Source organism: Pontibacter ramchanderi (assembly GCF_002846395.1).
Taxonomy (GTDB): domain Bacteria; phylum Bacteroidota; class Bacteroidia; order Cytophagales; family Hymenobacteraceae; genus Pontibacter; species Pontibacter ramchanderi.
The window spans coordinates 288218-306764 of the sequence record NZ_PJMU01000002.1 but is presented as its reverse complement, the minus strand read 5'-3'; the positions used below and the strand labels follow the sequence as shown (position 1 = coordinate 306764).

15 protein-coding genes are annotated in these 18547 nt (G+C 53.1%); 8 read left to right on the top strand and 7 right to left on the bottom strand.

The window, feature by feature from the left end:
• Positions 1–166 precede the first annotated feature (166 nt).
• From scpA to BD749_RS08105, 4 genes are all read right to left on the bottom strand, one after another.
• A complete protein-coding gene (gene scpA / locus BD749_RS08120) occupies positions 167–2311 on the bottom strand; it encodes a methylmalonyl-CoA mutase (RefSeq protein ID WP_101443906.1) in 2145 nt (714 codons plus the stop codon).
• A gap of 164 nt (positions 2312–2475) precedes the next feature.
• Positions 2476–2847 (bottom strand): YybH family protein, encoded by a 372-nt coding sequence (locus BD749_RS08115; protein ID WP_245868917.1) that lies wholly within the window; start codon positions 2845–2847, stop codon positions 2476–2478.
• A 74-nt stretch (positions 2848–2921) separates the two neighbouring features.
• Positions 2922–4757, bottom strand: coding sequence for a methylmalonyl-CoA mutase family protein (locus BD749_RS08110; protein WP_101443905.1), 1836 nt, complete (start codon positions 4755–4757; stop codon positions 2922–2924).
• Between the two features lie 91 nt (positions 4758–4848).
• Positions 4849–5229 (bottom strand): YkvA family protein, encoded by a 381-nt coding sequence (locus tag BD749_RS08105; protein ID WP_101443904.1) that lies wholly within the window; start codon positions 5227–5229, stop codon positions 4849–4851.
• A 65-nt stretch (positions 5230–5294) separates the two neighbouring features.
• On the opposite strand from BD749_RS08105, the gene BD749_RS08100 reads away from it, so the two are divergent.
• A complete protein-coding gene (locus tag BD749_RS08100; protein ID WP_101443903.1) occupies positions 5295–6626 on the top strand; it encodes an amidohydrolase in 1332 nt (443 codons plus the stop codon).
• 73 nt (positions 6627–6699) lie between these two features.
• On the opposite strand, the gene BD749_RS08095 is transcribed toward BD749_RS08100, so the two are convergent.
• A complete protein-coding gene (locus tag BD749_RS08095) occupies positions 6700–8103 on the bottom strand; it encodes a T9SS type A sorting domain-containing protein (protein ID WP_101443902.1) in 1404 nt (467 codons plus the stop codon).
• 305 nt (positions 8104–8408) lie between these two features.
• On the opposite strand from BD749_RS08095, the gene BD749_RS08085 reads away from it, so the two are divergent.
• The 3 genes from BD749_RS08085 (at position 8409) to dnaA (ending at position 11647) form a co-directional block, all read left to right on the top strand.
• Positions 8409–9164 (top strand): 5'-nucleotidase C-terminal domain-containing protein, encoded by a 756-nt coding sequence (locus BD749_RS08085; RefSeq protein WP_101443900.1) that lies wholly within the window; start codon positions 8409–8411, stop codon positions 9162–9164.
• A 14-nt stretch (positions 9165–9178) separates the two neighbouring features.
• A complete protein-coding gene (locus BD749_RS08080) occupies positions 9179–10117 on the top strand; it encodes a bifunctional metallophosphatase/5'-nucleotidase (RefSeq protein ID WP_101443899.1) in 939 nt (312 codons plus the stop codon).
• Between the two features lie 105 nt (positions 10118–10222).
• A complete protein-coding gene (gene dnaA, locus BD749_RS08075; protein ID WP_101443898.1) occupies positions 10223–11647 on the top strand; it encodes a chromosomal replication initiator protein DnaA in 1425 nt (474 codons plus the stop codon).
• Between the two features lie 397 nt (positions 11648–12044).
• Here dnaA and BD749_RS08070 read toward each other — a convergent pair whose 3' ends face one another.
• Positions 12045–12545 carry a hypothetical protein gene (locus BD749_RS08070; RefSeq protein ID WP_101443897.1) on the bottom strand — a complete coding sequence of 167 codons (501 nt, stop codon included), beginning with the start codon at positions 12543–12545 and terminating at the stop codon, positions 12045–12047.
• Between the two features lie 61 nt (positions 12546–12606).
• On the bottom strand, positions 12607–13041 hold the full coding sequence (locus tag BD749_RS08065) for an OsmC family peroxiredoxin (RefSeq protein WP_101443896.1): 435 nt from the start codon (positions 13039–13041) through the stop codon (positions 12607–12609).
• 167 nt (positions 13042–13208) lie between these two features.
• Here BD749_RS08065 and BD749_RS08060 point away from each other — a divergent pair, with 167 nt between their 5' ends.
• From BD749_RS08060 to BD749_RS08045, 4 genes are all read left to right on the top strand, one after another.
• Positions 13209–14726, top strand: coding sequence for a GH3 auxin-responsive promoter family protein (locus BD749_RS08060; RefSeq protein WP_101443895.1), 1518 nt, complete (start codon positions 13209–13211; stop codon positions 14724–14726).
• Positions 14726–15886 (top strand): 1-deoxy-D-xylulose-5-phosphate reductoisomerase, encoded by a 1161-nt coding sequence (locus BD749_RS08055; RefSeq protein WP_101443894.1) that lies wholly within the window; start codon positions 14726–14728, stop codon positions 15884–15886. Before BD749_RS08060 ends, BD749_RS08055 begins: the two co-directional genes overlap by 1 nt.
• A 61-nt stretch (positions 15887–15947) precedes the next feature.
• A complete protein-coding gene (gene rseP / locus BD749_RS08050) occupies positions 15948–17261 on the top strand; it encodes an RIP metalloprotease RseP (protein ID WP_101443893.1) in 1314 nt (437 codons plus the stop codon).
• A gap of 14 nt (positions 17262–17275) precedes the next feature.
• A complete protein-coding gene (locus BD749_RS08045) occupies positions 17276–18544 on the top strand; it encodes a LysM peptidoglycan-binding domain-containing protein (protein ID WP_101443892.1) in 1269 nt (422 codons plus the stop codon).
• Positions 18545–18547: the final 3 nt, after the last annotated feature.

Below are 18547 nucleotides of genomic sequence, written 5' to 3'. Positions count from 1 at the left end.
AGTTTAATAGCCACAAAGGTACGGCTTAAGAAACGGGAGAGCAAAACAACGCTGCGCCGTATACCTGGCAGAACCGGCAGAGTGTCTGAAATACCTGCTATGCATATAAATAAAAAGCTGCAGCCAACCAAAGTCAGCTGCAGCTCACATTTCCGAACGAGCTGTTCTATTCTTCCACTCGCCTGATCAATTGCTCCAGGATATTTTGAGCCGCAACTGAGATGATCGTTCCTGGGCCAAACACGCCTACAGCGCCTGCTTTGAAAAGGAAGTCATAATCCTGGGCAGGTATAACTCCGCCCACGATCACCATGATGTCTTCGCGGCCGATTTTGCGGAGCTCCTCGATCAGTTGCGGCACCAGCGTTTTGTGGCCGGCTGCCAGCGAAGAAACCCCTACTACGTGCACGTCGTTTTCGGCGGCTTGCATGGCTACTTCGGCCGGAGTTTGGAACAGCGGACCTATGTCCACGTCGAAGCCGAGGTCGGCGAAGGAGGTGGCGATTACTTTGGAGCCGCGGTCGTGACCGTCCTGCCCCATTTTAGCGACCATGATGCGTGGTCGGCGGCCTTCCAGTTCCTCGAACTGATCGGCCAGCACCTTCGCCCGCTCAAAGTTCTCGTCGTCGGAGAGCTCGGCAGAATAGATGCCTGATATGGATCGTATCACAGCTTTGTGTCTTCCGTAAATTTTCTCGAGTGCGTCAGATATCTCACCCAGCGTGGCACGTTGGCGGGCTGCGTTCACGGCCAGCGCCAGCAGGTTGCCTTCGTTTGATTCGGCAGCCACGGTGAGTGCCTGAAGTGCTTCTTCCACTGCCTGGTTGTCACGGCTTTCCTTTACCTGTGCCAGTCGGCGCAGCTGCGACTCGCGCACCACGGTGTTGTCGATGTCAAGGATCTCGATCTCCTGCTCCTGCTCCGGTTTATATCGGTTCACACCCACGATCACATCCTTGCCGGAGTCGATGCGGGCCTGCTTGCGGGCAGCGGCTTCCTCGATGCGCATTTTCGGCAGACCCGTCTCGATGGCTTTGGCCATACCTCCGAGCTCTTCCACTTCCTGAATCAGTTCCCAGGCTTTGTGCGCGATCTCGTGCGTGAGGGCCTCCACGTAATAAGAACCTCCCCAAGGGTCCACCACTTTGGTAATGTTGGTTTCCTGTTGTAGATAGATCTGGGTGTTGCGGGCAATGCGGGCCGAGAAGTCGGTTGGCAGGGCGATGGCTTCATCAAGTGCGTTGGTGTGCAAGCTCTGGGTGCCGCCTAAGGCAGCGGCCAGCGCTTCCACGCAGGTACGGGTCACGTTGTTGAACGGATCCTGCTCGGTCAGGCTCCAGCCAGAGGTCTGGCAGTGCGTGCGCAGCGCCAGCGATTTCGGGTTTTTCGGGTTGAACTGCTGGATCAGCTTCGCCCACAGCATACGGGCAGCACGCATTTTGGCGATTTCCATGAAGTGGTTCATGCCAATGGCCCAGAAGAAGGAGAGGCGCGGCGCAAACACGTCGATGTCCATACCTGCCTTCAGACCGGTGCGCACATACTCCAGACCGTCGGCCAGGGTATAGGCAAGCTCGATGTCGGCGGTAGCGCCGGCTTCCTGCATGTGGTAACCCGAGATGGAGATGGAGTTGAAGCGCGGCATGTTCTGAGAGGTATACTCAAAGATATCCGCGATGATCTTCATACTTGGCTCCGGCGGGTAGATGTAGGTGTTGCGCACCATGAACTCCTTCAGGATGTCGTTCTGGATCGTACCGCTCAGTTGCTCCGGCGTCACGCCCTGCTCTTCGGCGGCCACAATGTAAAAGGCCATGATTGGCAGCACCGCCCCGTTCATGGTCATCGATACCGACATCTGGTCAAGCGGAATCTGGTCGAAGAGGATCTTCATGTCCTCCACCGAATCGATCGCTACACCAGCCTTACCTACGTCGCCTACCACCCGTGGGTGATCAGAATCGTAGCCGCGGTGCGTGGCCAGGTCAAAAGCAACGGAAAGGCCCTTTTGTCCGCCCGCCAGGTTGCGACGGTAGAAGGCATTACTTTCTTCAGCTGTGGAGAAACCCGCATACTGACGGATGGTCCAGGGCTTTTGCACATACATGGTGCTGTAGGGCCCGCGCAGGTACGGCGGCAGACCGGCGGCAAAATCCATGTGCTCAAAGCGCAGCACATCCTCAGAGGTATAATAGCTCTTCAGCGGAATCTGCTCGGCAGTCTTCCAGTCATTCGCCGGAATCGGGTCTTTCGGCCCGTGCTCCGCCTTGGCTACCTTGTTTATATCTATGTTCGAAAAGTCAGGTTTCATGGGTTTATTTTTGAATGAGTGATTGAGTGAATGAGTGCATAGGTTTTCCATCAATTCATCCGCTCATCAAAATCCACTTTTGTTTTTATAGTTTAGAATGGGTCACTAAGAGAATTTTCTCAGACAAATTCACTTAATCACTCATTCACTAATTCAGTCATTTCTTAGCTCGCGTGCTCGGAGGTGATGACCCAGCGACCTTCTAGTTTCTTCCAGAGCTGCGACGACACGCCGCCCATCAGCTTTTTGCCCTGCAGGTCGATCTTCCAGCGGTACACGTAGTACACGACTTCTGGCCCTACCTGCTCGATGTGCAGCGGTTCGTAGGTATACTCGCCCATTTTGCTGCGGTCGGTAAAGTCGTTCTGAAACATCTCCAGCACTTCTTTCCAGCCTTTCTCGGTGCCGTTGCGGCTGATCCAGAGCATCTCCGGTGACTCCCAGTAAAAGTCCATGGCCTTTTCCAGTTCGCCTTTGTTCCAGGCGGCTACCTGTCCGTCCAAGGCCTGCTTTACTTCGGTTATTGCGTCGTTCATGATCGTAGGTTCGCTGTTTCTGAATGTAAAAGCATTGGGCTATACCTGGCTGTAGGTATAGCCCAATGCCACTACTATTTTCCGTGGTTGTCTTCTTCCCGCTCCAGGCGCTTCTGCACCAGTTCCAGGATGGTCGACATATCGCAGTCCTCGAAAATGAACTCATCGTAGCCGTGTGCTACCATTTCGTCTTTCATGTGCTGCGGATCGTCGGCCATGATCATGGTTGGCTTCGACTCGTGTTGCCGTATTTTAGAACCGAACTCGCGGGCATAGGTAGCTTCAGAAGTAGAAACAACCACTACCTCGGCGGCGGCATGCAACAAACGGTCGGCGGCAGCTTCTGCATCCTCGTACTGCTGTATTTCGGTTTCGAAGCCGGCGCAGGCAAAAAACTCCTGTGCAAAAGAGGCATTGATGTGCCGCTTGGCCGTCTGCCCGATTACAGCAATAACAGCCCGCGGGCGGCGCTTACGCTTGCGCAGGTGCAGCTCGGTGGCCATGCGCATCACCTCGGTCGGGTAGGCGGCGCGGGTCGTGTCGAACTCGGCACGCTGGATCAACTCTTCCGGGTCGAAATCAATCTTCTCTTTCGGGTTCGGGTATTTGTTGGTGCCTACCAGCACCATGCGGCCTGTGGCGATGTCACGGAACTTCTGGCGACTCACTTCGGTGATGGAGCCCAGAATTAAACCGCTTTCATAGGCTGCTTCAAAACCTCCCTGTGCTTCCACTTCTCTGAACAGCTCCCAGGCTTTGGAGGCCAGTTCGTTTGTGAGCGAGTCCAGGTAGTAAGAACCGGCAGCAGGGTCTACGGCTTTGTCCAGGTAAGATTCCTCTTTCAGGATGATGGACACGTTGCGGGCGATGCGCTCCGAGAACTCATCGGAGTCCTTAAAGGTGCTGTCGAAAGGCAGTACCGTAAGCGAATCAGCACCGGAGATGACCGCCGACATGGCCTCGGTGGTTACACGGAGCATGTTCACATAAGGGTCGAGCGTAGTTTGGTACCAGCTGGAGGTGGCGCTATGGATGCGCAGTTTGGCAGCCAGTGCCGGCTCAGCCTGGTAGGCCTCTACCACGACCGCCCACAGCAGGCGCAGGGCACGCAGTTTGGCGATCTCAAAAAAGTAATTGGTGCCGGCTCCCATGCAGAACTGCATGTTACGCAGCACCGATTCCAGGGGCTCTCCGGCAGTGGTGAGGCGGTCGGTATAGGCCACGGCCGCACTCAGGGTATAGGCAACTTCCTGCGTGAGCGAAGCCCCGATACTGCTGAAATTGGTGCCGCAGACCGTCACGCCGTAAAAGTCGGGACTGTCTTTCGTGAGGTCGAGCACCTGGGTGATGGCTTTGCTTTCTGAATCGGTCAAGGCTCCTTTGCCCGTCATCGGGTCGTAGTTAAGGAAACCCTTCAGGTTGCGGTGCGAGATGTTCTGCTCAGCAAGCAAGGTATAGAGGCCTTTCAAAAACGCCGCAGGATCGCCGCTCAAGGTATAGCTAACTGATTGTAAGGTCAGGTCGATGCTCTCGGCAAGGTAGGCCACATCAAAATTTTGCGGATTTTCCACGATAAAGTGTACGCCGTCGGCACCTCTGCTCAGGGCGTCGGCTGCTTTGTCGATGGCGGCTTTGCCATTGCCTTCCACTTTTATCTTCTGGATGTTCTGCCAGTTGTTGTCGCTGCCGGCATTGCCGCGCAAAAAGGGGAAGTCGCCGGGCTTCTGCTGCACAAAAGACAGATTTTGAATGTCTTCGCGGGTATAGTAGGGCTTGATCGTGATGCCTTCATAGGTTTGCCAGTTGAGGCTTTCGAGTGGGGTTTCGCGCAGGTCTTTTTGTGCGCGTGCTGCCCAATCGTTTGCCGTGGCCGGCTTGAATTCTGAGAATAGCTTCTGCTCGTCAGTCATCGTGTATGCGTGTTATTTCCTGTAAATATATACTTTCTCCCGCAGCTTATAAAAAGCAGGGAAAAGGTCTGGTGGTTTTATCGCTGTGACTTTAGTTTACGTGAACCACAAAACGGAGGTATAGCCAAAAGCCTGCTAAGAGCCAGATCAGGACAATGATGCCCGCCATGATGTAGTTTGGCTTTCGCTCCAACAGCTGCTGCTTAGCTTTCTCCCTGTATTCCTGCACCACTTCATTAGGTATAAGTTTAATAGATAGCCAGATACCAAGCGGGAGCAACAGCAGGTCGTCGAGGTAACCGAGCACAGGTATAAAGTCCGGTATCAGGTCGATGGGGCTGAAGGCGTAGGCGACTGTGATGATGAGCACCACCTTGGCATGAAAAGGCACGCGCGGATCACGGTAGGCAAGGTATAAGGTATAGATGTCCTCTTTCAGTTTCCGAACGGTGGCTTTCCATTGCTGTAGCATGGATTGTTGTACGGCAATCCCAAAAATTATGTAGCTTTAGAGGAAGTAAACCTTTAAACCTGGAAATGAAACATCCTTATACCTTCCTCCAAAAGTCGCTACCTCTCTGCCTGGGGCTGCTGGTGACCATACCTGCCTTTGCGCAGGACTCCAAACTGATTGCCAAAGCCAACACCATGGCCGATAAACTGGAGCCGAAAGTGATTGAATGGCGCCGCGATTTCCACCAGTACCCGGAACTGGGCAACCGCGAAACTAAAACAGCCGAGAAGATTGCCGCTCATCTCCGCAAACTAGGTATGGAAGTGCAGACCGGTGTGGCGCATACCGGTGTGGTGGGCATCCTGAAAGGTGGCAAACCCGGACCGGTCGTAGCGTTGCGTGCCGACATTGACGGACTGCCGGTAACAGAGCGGGTAGATTTGCCTTTTGCCTCCAAAGAGCGCAGTACCTACAATGGCCAGGAAGTGGGCGTGATGCATGCCTGCGGGCACGATACCCACATTGCCATGCTGATGGGAGCTGCCGAGATTCTGGCAGGTATGAAAAACGACTTGAAAGGAACCGTGAAGTTTATCTTCCAGCCCGCTGAGGAGGGGTCTCCGATAGGCGAGGAAGGCGGTGCCGCCCTGATGGTGAAGGAAGGCGTGCTCGGCAAAGGACCAAAACCGGAGGTGATCTTCGGCCTGCACATCAACTCACAGACCGAGGTGGGTACCATCAAGTACACGCCTGGCGGCACCATGGCGAGCGCCGACATCTTCCGGATCAAAGTAAAAGGCAAGCAGTCTCACGGCGCTTACCCTTGGTCAGGTATAGACCCAATCGTGGTGTCAGCACAGATTATCAACGGTCTGCAGACCATCATCAGCCGCCAGACGCAACTGCCGGAAGGCGCCGCTGTGATCACGGTAGGCAGCATCCACGGAGGTGTGCGCAACAACATCATACCGGAGGAGGTGCTGATGGAAGGCACGATCCGGGCGCTGGATGTAGAAATGCAGAAGAAGCTGCACGAGAAGATCAACCTCACGGCCACCAAAATTGCAGAGAGCAGTGGCGCTGTGGCAGAAGTGGTGATCATCCCGCAGACCCCGGTTACCTACAACGACCCTGCCCTGACAGAGCGCATGCTGCCTACCCTGCACACCGTGGCAGGGCGCGACAAGGTGGTGCTGGCTAAGGCTGTGACAGGTGCCGAGGATTTTGCTTTTTACCAGGAGAAAATACCTGGCTTGTTTTTGTTCGTGGGCGGCATGTCGAAAGGCAAGAAACCAGAGGAAGTAGCCCCGCACCATACCCCTGATTTCTTTATCGATGAAAGTGGTCTGAAATTGGGTGTGAAGACGCTGACAAGCCTGACCTTGAACTACATGGAAGGAAAGGGGAAGAAGTAAGCAGTTATCTTTAAAATAGGTATAGAAAGTCCTCCCTTATCATGCAGTAGGGGAGGGCTTGCTGTTTCTATACCTATTGCAGCACCAATTTGCCTGTTTCGATGGGTGATAGTTGGCTGGTGAGGGTATAGGTATAGAGTCCCGAGGCCAGCTTAGCAGGGCGGGCGAAATCGTTTCTCCCCGGCTGCAGGGTATAGCTCGCCACGACTTTGCCCGTGATGTCACGCACCAGCAGGTGAAGTCCGGGCAGGTCAGGAGCCTCGAAGGTGAATTCGCCGCGTGCCGGGTTCGGGTATAGCTTAGGCTTTTCTGGTGGAAAATAATCGCCGGAGGAGAGAGGCCGACGCTGCTCACCCACGTAGATGTAGGCAAAGGCCCAGGCATGTTCCACCCTGAGGGTCTGCTGCTGTTGCGGGCTGCTTTCGATCGGTCTGCCCCGCATACCAATCAAGTAAGGTTCTGTGCGCTCCATTTCAGCATTGGGAGTGAAGGAATAGGTAATGGCAAGACCAGCTGCAGTATCCCGGACAGCAAACGAAGCCTCCACTAGCTCTAGCGTATCGATCTCTCCATACTGCCTCGCGCTGAGTGGTAAGTTACTCTGTGGATGCTTCTGTAAGTAAAATTCCAGCTTCACCGGTTGTCCCGGCCAGGTCTGTATAGAGCCATCGTCGTTCACCGTCAGGCGGTCTTTGTTAAGGAGGCTTATGCTGGGCTGATCTGTCCGTTCTGTCACTATTAAACTTATGTCGACAACTGTGTGGCCTATTTCTCTGCCATTGCGCATTTCTGTGATTTTTACAGCAATTACATACTCTCCTTTCTGCCCAGGTGCTGGCCAATGGAGTTCGCCGAATTCGTTCACGGTTAACCCTTCCGGTAACCAATAACCAGGTATATCGGCAATCTCGAAAGAAGAGGTTCTGTGCTTGGGTGTCACAAGCTCGTAATGCAGCTGGTCGCCGTCTTCGTCGTAAGCCAGGAGGTTGTGCGTCCAGGCCTCTCCCGTATAGACCGCTGCTAAGGGGGCACCGGCCAGCTTTGCACCATGCGGGTTTTGTACGGGGGGGCCGACTTTCACTCGCGTTAGTATTTTAAGGTTCACTTGGTCAGTTGGTGCAGGTATATTCAAAATGCCACCATTCCGATTTTCACCTGTCCAATGTACGGTATAGTTGCCAGGTGCAGCATAGGTGTGGCTCCATGTAAAAATTTCCTTTTCATAATAAGCTGAGTAGCGGATAATTTTACCTCTTTCAACTCTTACAGTATTGCCATCTCCCATACTGACCATTACAAATGGATCATCAGCCGTGGAGGAAATTTTTGTGTAGAGCGTGAACACAAGATCCAGCTTGAGCGGGTTCTGCGGATCTACTGTATAACTGATATAGCCACTGTAAATGTGTGTCGCCTGCGCCACGATCGGTGCAAAGAGGAAGACGGAAAGGCAAAGGAGTAGAGGTAGTTTCTTCATAGCCAGTTAGATAGGTATAGGAGTTTACTATATTACGAATTTTAAGATTCATTTAGTATTATCCGTAGTAAAATTTGATCAATTTGATTTTATTTAATTTCCCACATGCCTCTAGAAGAGACGTAAGGTATGCCTTAAGTACTTTTTTGAGTGAAATCAAGCTGCCATAACATAGCGAATGGCACATATAATTGGGTGACAGCGTGTAATATTTGTGAAGCGGACGAAATAAAAATATTCTCAGCAGGCAAGGTTGCCCATCCCCTTCAATGTTGATAACTTTGGGGATAATTACAGCAGCACCCATGAAGCGACCCTTTTTGAAGTACATTTCCGGTTTGGTCTTAGGCCTGAGTTTGGCAGCCTGCCAGCGTCCGCTGCACCCGGCTGCTACGCTCACCGAGACTGACCTTGCCGTTAACCAGGCTATCTCCGCTGATCAGGCTGTGGAGGCGCTCGTGGCCCCGTACCGCGAGGAGGTGACCGTGAAAATGTCAGAAGTGGTAGGCTCGGCCCCTGTGGCGCTGGGCAAGGGTGAATACGAATCGCCGCTCGGTAATTTTGTGGTGGACCTGCAACTGGCCCAAAGCGAACCGGTTTACGGCAAACCCATCGACCTGTCAGTTACCACCGAAGGCGGGCTTCGTGTGCCACTGCCTGCAGGCAACATCACCACCGGCCATATTTTTGAGCTGATGCCGTTCGAGAACGAGATGGTGGTGCTGACCCTGAGCGGCGAGGCGGTACAACAGCTTTTCAACAACGCGGCTGCCCGCAAGATCATCTACATCGGCAATGCCACCTATACCGTGGCCAATGGCAAGGCACAGGATATCAAAATCAAAGGCCAGCCCTTCGACCCGAACAAGACCTATACCTTGCTCACGTCTGATTACCTGGCAGGAGGCGGCGATAAACTTGACATGCTCAAGAACCCGATCCAATACGAGAAACTGGGCCTTTTGCTGCGCGATGCCATACATCGGCACATACAGCAGCTCACAGCGGCCGGCAAGCAGGTGACCGCCCCAGCCGAAAAACGCGTGACTGTCATTCAATAAGCTATACCTGACCCATGAAGAGAAGAGACTTTTTAAAGCACACCGCCCTAGGCGCGGCAGGTATCAGCATGCTGGGGTTACCGCTATCGGCAGAGGCAGCAGCCCGCGATGGCATCAAACTCACCATCCTGCACACCAACGACCAGCACTCGCGCATCGACCCTTTCCCGGACGACGGGCGCAAGTATGGCGGCATGGGGGGGATGGCCCGTCGTGCCACGCTGATCAAAAGCATCCGGCAGCAGGAACCTAACGTGCTTTTGCTTGACTCCGGCGACATCTGGCAGGGCACACCTTATTTCAACTTTTTTGAGGGCGAGCTCGAGTACAAACTCATGACCCAGATGGGCTACGACGCCGCGACGCTCGGCAACCACGACTTCGATATCGGGCTGGAGGGGCTGCAGAAGCAACTGCCATTGGCTGGTTTTCCGTTCCTCACGGCCAACTACGACTTTTCCAACACCATCCTAAAAGACCGTTTTCAGCCTTACAAGGTGTTCGACAAGCAAGGTATACGGGTAGGCATATTTGGCCTGGGTATAGAGCTCGATGGGTTGGTGAGCAAGAACATGTACGGCGAAACCGTATACCTGGACCCCGTGGAGAAAGCTCGCGAAATGGTGCAGGCCTTGCGCGAAAAAGAAAAATGCCATTACGTGATCTGCCTCTCGCACCTGGGCTATAGCTACGACAACGATAAGATAGACGACCGCAAGCTGGCCACGCAGGTCAGCGGCATCGATTTAATACTGGGCGGGCACACCCATACCTTCATGGAAAAGCCCGAGGTGCTGCGCCACGAAAACGGCCACGAAACGATGATCAACCAAGTAGGCTGGTCGGGCTTGTTTTTGGGCAGAATAGATGTTACATTCAGCAGAAAATCAAAGCGTAGGACCGATACAAGGACGGCTGTTTTGGCTGTGGATAACCCTGTATTAACTTCGTGAATAAATAATTTTTTGTTTAGAATAAATTAGTCAAATTTGTAACCCCCCGCCGTCAAGGAGAGGTTTGTTTCACCAAACGAATCTTAGTGTGTTTTGGAAAATTGGATGATAAAAGACTGTTCAACAGTATGGAGTAACTGTCTACAGGTAATTAAGGAAAATATTGGCGAGCAGAGCTTTAAGACCTGGTTCGAACCGATCAAGCCTTTGTCCCTGCGCGACAACGTGCTCACCATACAGGTGCCCAGCCAATTCTTTTATGAGTGGCTGGAAGAGCACTATGTAGGTTTGCTGAAGAAGGTAATTTACCAGGAAATGGGCAGTGAGGGGCGCCTGGAGTACTCAATTATTGTGGACCGTGGAAACGAGTCTAACAAGCCGCAAACGGTCAATATCCCGACCAAGAAAATACCGCAGGCCGTCGTGAATTCTTACCGGCCGGAGCAGAACTTTATCAAGAGCCCGTTCGAGTCGAAGACCATCGACCGGAACTTCCTGAACTCGCAGCTCAACAGTGCCTATACCTTCGAGAACTATATTGAAGGAGACTGTAACCGCCTTGCCCGTTCAGCCGGATACGCCGTGGCCAACAAACCTGGCACGACCTCTTTTAACCCGCTGATGGTATACGGTGGCGTGGGACTGGGCAAAACCCACCTGGTGCAAGCCATTGGCAACCACATCAAAAACAGCAACCCGGATAAGTTCGTGCTCTACGTGTCGTCCGAGAAATTCGTGAACCAGTTCATCGAGTCGCTCAAGACAAACAATGTGCAGGACTTTGCCAACTTCTATTTGCTGGTAGACATCCTGATCATCGACGACGTGCAGTTTCTGAGCGGCAAGGAGAAGACGCAGGAAATGTTCTTCCACATCTTCAACCACCTGCACCAGTCCGGCAAGCAGATTGTGATGACCTCCGACTGTCCGCCACGTGACCTGAAAGGGCTCGAAGAGCGTCTGTTGTCCCGCTTTAAGTGGGGCCTCACCGCCGACCTGCAAAGCCCGGACTTCGAGACACGTATGGCCATCATCCAGAAAAAGATGCAGGGCGACGGCATCGACATCCCGGACAACGTGGTGGAATACCTGGCCTACAGCGTGGATACCAACGTGCGTGAACTCGAAGGCGTACTGATCTCCCTGATCGCGCAATCGTCGCTCAACCGCAAAGAAATTGACCTCGAGCTAGCCAAGCAGGCCCTGAAGCATATCATTGAGGATGTGGAAACCGAGGTGAACCTCGACTTCATCCAGAAAACCGTGGCCGAATACTTCCAGGTGAGCCTGGACTCGCTTAAGGCCAAGACCCGTAAGAAAGAAATCGTGACAGCGCGTCAGGTGGCCATGTACTTCGCCAAGGAGTTCACCAGCCATTCGCTCAAGTCCATCGGGTACCACTTCGGCGGCCGCGACCACAGTACCGTGATTCACTCGGTTCAGACGGTTTCTGACCTGATCGATACCGATAAGAAATTCAAAGTGAGCATACAGGAGCTTCAGAAGAAATTCAAATCGAAGGCGGGCTAAGCTATACCTGACCATTGCACTTTTAAACAACAACAGCCGCTACTTTACCTACGTAGCGGCTGTTGTTGTTTGGGCTGAATCTAACATGATGGGCCCGATTCTTTCACTGAGACTATTCCCTTGCGGACAGCTAGATAGGTGAATTTAGTAATAGCATGCTAATAGTTGGTCAGGCTGACCCTTCTACCTTGCAACACCCCTCTGCGCTCTCCTCAGTGAGAATGCTTTAGCTTGATATGGTTAAGCGGCTAAGTTTTGCAAAAAAAGAAGCGGGCTATACCTATGCAGGTATAGCCCGCTTCTTTCTGATTATTCTTTAGCAGCCTGTCATTTTCTGACCTTTTGCAGAAGGCGCACATCTATTGCCAGGATAGGTATAGCCCCTGGCGCATATACCTTAGGCCAGGTTCGCTTCTGTTACCTCAAAATTATGCAGGCGGCTCAACTCGCGGATTCTGCTTTTCACTTTCTCAATGTCACGCTTCTTGCGGATCTGCTTCAGGTCGAGGTATACCTTGTTGCCGTCGCGCTGGGTGATGCGCAAAGCCATAGGCGAAACATGCACCGCCTCAATATCAGGTATAGCCGTGATCAGCTTGGTACGAAACACGCCGTTTTTCTGCACAATGTATTCCGGTGTCACTTCGATGTAAGACTGAATGCCGAACACCGAGGTGTTCTGCAGGATCACGTATCCCAGAAAAATAACCGCCAGACCAAAGAAAATATAGTACAGGTAGTTTTGGTCGTTGGTCGGGTTATCGCTCAGGAGCAGCATGATGGCCCAGGCCAGCCAGAACAGGGTGAGCACCAGTTGAACCGTGAACGAGAGCTTAGCATTGCGCGAAGGGCTTAACTGTACTAAAAGCGACGATCTTGCATTACCGGCTGTTGGCATAAAGGGATGTTAAAGTGAAACAAACAAGCACAGTTTATGTGCAAGCTGCAATATAGTAAATTTATTTTTTTAGTCGGGCAGTCAGCGTGATCTCCGGCACGGCTCCCAGTGCCTTCGAGATGGGGCATTTCTCTTTGGCCTCCTGCGCCAATTTCTGGAATTCGTCCTCGCCTATACCTGCTACACTCACTTCTGTGTCCAGCTCGATCTTCATGACATGGGGGCCGCCGTCCTTTTCGCCCAGGTGCACGGTGGCCGTTGTATTCACAGTCTCGGGCTCATAATTGGCCTTTTCAAGCAATGCACTCAGAAACATAGAGAAGCAACCGGCATTGGCAGCGCCGATCAGTTCTTCGGGATTGGTGGCCGAGGTATCGTCTCCGAAGCGGGAGGCGTAGGTATAGCTTGCCTTAAAATGACCTCTGCCTGACGACACTTCACCGTTTCCGTTTTTCAGGCCTTTGTTCCATTGGGCCTTTGCTGTGCTTTTTTTCATGGGTTTTACCGTTAGCGTTGTTTTTTGATAGATACAATACTCATAAACTACAGCAGGCCATTTTTTGTTGACCCTAAAAACACCGTAATAAGGCAAAACATGGCGAACGACTATGGCAAAGCCCGTTTATCTGGTTATATTTACCCCTCTAAAAAAAGAAAAACCATATGGGTGTGAAAGCATGGCTCAGTAAGCCCCTGGCGGCCTACGTGCACAAAAAACACCAGTCCTGGATACAGAACCCGGTAGAAGCGCAGCAAGCTGTTTTCGAGATGATCATCAAGAAAGCGCAGCACACCGCCTTTGGCCGCGAACACCATTTTTCTGAGATAAAGACCCACGCCGACTTCGTTAAAGCAGTTCCTGTGCGCGATTACGAGGGGTTGGCCAGTTACTTTAACCGCGTAAAAGAAGGCGAGCAGAACATTCTGTGGCCCGGCAAGCCGCTCTACCTGGCCAAAACATCCGGCACCACTTCCGGCACCAAGTACATCCCGATCACCAAAGACTCTATACCCAACCATATCAACGGGGCGAAAGACGCGCTGCTTTCCTATATCCACGAGACGGGCAACTCCAGTTTTCTGGATGGCAAGATGATCTTTCTGTCGGGCAGTCCGGTGCTGGACGAAATGGGGGGAATCCATACCGGTCGCTTGTCTGGCATTGTGAACCACCATGTGCCAGGCTACCTGCGCACCAATCAGCTGCCGAGCTACGAAACCAACTGCATCGAAGACTGGGAAACCAAACTCGACCAGATCATCGAGGAGACCATCGATCAGAACATGACCCTTATCTCAGGTATACCGCCCTGGGTGCAGATGTATTTTGATAAACTGATGCGGCAAACAGGCAAGCCGATCAAGGATATTTTCCCGAATTTCTCGCTGTTTGTGTACGGTGGCGTGAATTTTGAGCCATACCGCAAAAAGCTGTTCGAGTCCATCGGCCGCGAAGTCGATTCGGTCGAAACATTTCCGGCCTCCGAAGGGTTTTTCGCTTACCAGAACGAACAGCACGACAAAGGCCTGTTGCTCTTGCTGAATGCGGGCATCTTCTTTGAGTTTATACCTACCGAGGAGTACTTCAACGAGAACCCGACCCGCCTCACCATTGGCCAGGTGGAGCCGGGCGTGAACTATGCCCTGGTCGTGAGCAGCAACGCCGGCCTATGGGCGTACTCCATCGGCGACACCGTGAAGTTTACCTCCGTGAAGCCCTACAAGCTGATCGTGAGCGGCCGCATTAAGCACTACATTTCTGCCTTTGGTGAGCACGTGATCGGTGAGGAAGTGGAGAAAGCCATGCAGCGCACCATGCAAAGCTATCCGATGGTAGAGCTGGTGGAGTTTACGGTAGCGCCCTATGTGAGCCAGGACAAAGGAGCTTCTTTCCACGAGTGGCTGGTGGAGTTCTCGATACCGCCAGCCAACACCGAGGCGTTTGAAAAGGAGCTGAATGCGCAGCTGCAGAAATTGAACACATATTACGACGACCTGATCACGGGCCACATTCTGGCCGACCTGAAGATCAGGGCGCTGCCACAAGGAACGTTCCGCCACTACATGAAGTCGCAGGGCAAACTGGGAGGGCAGAACAAAGTGCCGCGCCTGAGCAACGACCGCAAACTGGCCGAAGGCCTGATTGAGTCGGCGGGCGCCCTTACAACAAACACAAACTAATGAAACGAATTGCCATACTTGGCTCCACGGGCTCCATCGGCACACAGGCCCTGGAGGTGATCGGGGCCAATCCTGAGAGTTTTGAACTGGAGGTGATCACCGCCAACAACAACGCGGATCTGCTTATAGCACAGGCCCTGGCCTTTAAACCCAATGTGGTGGTCATTGCCAACGAGGCCCTCTACGAGCAGGTGCGCGACGCGCTGCAGCACGAGGACATCAAGGTATACGCCGGTGCCAACGCCCTTTGCGCGGTAGTGGAAATGGGAACGGTAGACATGGTGCTGACCGCCATGGTGGGCTACGCCGGTCTGCAACCGACCATTCGCGCCATCAAGGCCGGTAAGGAGATTGCCCTGGCCAACAAAGAAACCTTGGTCGTGGCCGGGCAACTGATCACCGACCTGGCCCGTCAGCAAGGCGTGAACATCTACCCCGTGGACTCTGAGCACAGCGCCATTTTTCAATGCCTGGCCGGCGAGTTTCATAACCCGATCGAGAAGATCATTCTCACAGCCTCCGGTGGGCCTTTCCGTGGGCGCAAGGCCGACGAACTGCGCCAGGTGACCCGGGCGCAGGCGCTCAAGCACCCGAACTGGGAGATGGGCGCCAAGATCACCATCGACTCCGCTTCCCTCATGAACAAAGGCCTGGAGGTGATTGAGGCGAAATGGCTGTTTGGGCTGAAGAACGAGCAAATTGAGGTGGTGGTGCATCCGCAGTCCATCATCCACTCGCTGGTACAGTTCGAAGACGGCTCCATCAAAGCGCAGCTTGGCCTGCCCGACATGAAACTGCCCATCCAGTATGCGCTGGGCTACCCCAACCGCCTCAAAAATGACTTCCCACGCTTCAGTTTCCTGGATTACCCACAGCTTACGTTTGAGAAGCCGGACCTGGAGACTTTCCGCAACCTGCAGCTGGCTTTTGATGCCATGGAGCGTGGTGGCAACATGCCTTGCATCCTCAATGCTGCCAACGAAATAGCGGTAGAGGCCTTTCTGCGTGAGGAGGTTGGCTTCCTGGAGATGTCCGACATCATCGAGGGCAGTATGGCGAAAGTTGCGTATATTGCGAATCCTTCTTACGAGGACTATGTTACAACAGACAGAGAGACACGCGCTTATGCGGCAGAAGTGGCAGGAAAGCTGAGCATCTGACGGACAGTGCCAGGCGTTTTGTTTTAGTCAAAATCATCGATTCTAAATTTATTTCGATTAAATGGATATTTTAATAATGGTGGGCCAGCTCCTTTTGGGCCTGACAATACTGGTCGGATTGCACGAGCTGGGACACATGTTGACTGCCAAATGGTTTGGCATGCGGGTGGAGAAGTATGCGATTGGTTTCCCTCCTAAAGTGTTTAGCAAGAAAATAGGCGAAACAGAGTATATGCTGGGTGCTATACCCTTGGGTGGCTTCGTGAAGATAACAGGTATGGTGGACGAGTCGCTTGACACAGCGGCGCTTCAGAAAGACCCGGAGCCTTACGAGTTCAGAGCTAAGCCAGCCTGGCAGCGCCTGATCGTGATGATGGGTGGTATTATTGTGAACGTGATCACGGGTATCGTTATTTTCATCGCTCTGAACTACTACTACGGCGAGAGCTACCTGCCAGCCAGCGAAGTGAAGTATGGCGTGCAGCCTAACGAGATCGGGCGCGACATTGGTTTCCAGACGGGCGACAAGATCGTGGCCCTGAACGGCAAGCCGCTGGAGAAGTTCGACGATGTATACTCCATGGACATGCTCCTTGGCCGCGACGCTTACTACACCGTGGAGCGCAACGGCGAGCAGGTGAACATCCCGATCCCGGCAGATTTTATGGACCGTATGGCCGACAACAAGGAACGTATGTTCTTTGTGCAGCCGCGTGTGCCGTTTGTGGTAGGAGAGGTAGCGCCCAACAGTACGGCTTCTGAAGCTGGTCTGCAGGTTGGAGACTATATCAAGACCGTGAACGGCGAAAGCACCCAGTTCTTCAGCGATTTCCAGGCGGCCATGCAAAAATATGCCGGCAAGCCAGTCACAATAGAGGTGGAGCGCAACGGCCAACCCGTGATCCTGAAAACCACCGTGAACGAAGACGGCACGCTGGGCTTCTATCAAAAACCACTCGTAGAGTACGCCACCCGCGACTATAGCCTGGGTGAGTCCATCCCACTGGGTACGAATCAGGCTTTTGGGGTAATCACGGCCAACCTGAAAGGGTTCGGCAAAATATTCAGAGGCGAGGTGTCGGCATCCAAATCCCTGAGCGGCCCGATCGGCATTGCCCAGATCTTTGGCGATACCTTTAACTGGTACAAGTTCTGGTCGATCACGGGTATGCTGTCGATGGTACTGGCTTTCATGAACTTCCTGCCCATACCTGCGCTGGACGGCGGGCACGTTGTATTTTTAACATACGAAATGATCAGCGGCCGCAAGCCTTCGGATAATTTTTTGGAGAACGCTCAAAAAGTGGGCATGGTTTTATTGTTGGGCTTAATGGCTTTTGCTATATTTAACGATGTATTCAAGATAATCTTCTAACCAAAGATTCGTTTATGAAAGCCATCGTGAAGAGCGCTCTAACGCTAGTTATTCTTTTTGTTTTATTTGCATTTAATCAAGCCGGTGCTACACCAGTAGCATCGGCTTTTTCGATACCTGGCTACGCCATAGCAACGGATACCACTTACCTGGTGCAGCAAGGCGATACCTATTACAGCCTTTCGCGCCGGTTTAACATCCCACTGGACTCGCTGCAGAAGTGGAACGGCAAGCAGCTGAACATGGGCCAGACGCTATACCTGACCAACCGCAAGACAAAAGCTAAGTCTGTTGCCGCCAAGCCAGCAACAGCCACTGCCCAACCGGGCAACACAGCAAAACAGGCGCCGACAGTAGCCACACAACCGGGCAGCGCTGCTAAAACACCGGCTACACCAGCAAAGCAGTCTGCTGCTACAACACAGGGCGCGCCACAAAATCAGCCTGCCAGGCAGGCCGCTACTCCACCGGCACAAGCAGCTAGAGCAGCCAGCACAAACAATCCGACTGGTCCGGCCCGTACACAGGCCAGTACCTCAGCTTCGGCTTCCACACTGCCCACCTTGGAGAGCAAAGTGAAGCAGCGTATTCTGGTGGTGCCGTTCGACCCATACCTATACTTCTCTGACGCCGACGACGAGATCGCCCGTCATTCTAAAATACCGCGCCAGAACGTGCGCCACGTGTTCCGTGGCAGACTGAACGCCCTGCTGGCTCCGGAAGGCTACGAAACCATCAACCTGCTGGGCGGCGTTTACCGCGACAGCGTGAGCGAGCTGAGCACCTTGTACAAATCACTGAGCTACGGCTACCAGGATAACAAACAGTCGCGCTACAACCACCAGCCTACCATTAAAGCAAAAGAACGCGAAAATGCACTGGATTGGGTGAAGCGCCAGAAAGAGAAAGTGAATATAAAAGGCGGACAGCCGGCCACCGTACCTGTGGCGCAGGATGCAAGTAAACACTTCGGCGTGAAAGTGAAGGATCCGAAATTCTTCTCGCACTTCAACGGGCAGTACGGCATCGACTACTACGTGTTCATTAATCAGTTTGAGGTGAAGACCAATTATGAAAACTGCCTCGACCGCGCCACCTGGAACTACGAGCGCGATTTCCTGGTGCACTACTCCATCTACGACAGCAAAGGCGAACTCGTGTCGGGCAACAAAGTGAAGGTGCCTTACCAGTCCAACATGAACGACGTGCAGCGCATCGTGAGCGATAACATGCCCAACATGGCCCAGCGCGTGCTGGCCGACCTGCCGCAAGCCCAGAAGTAAGCG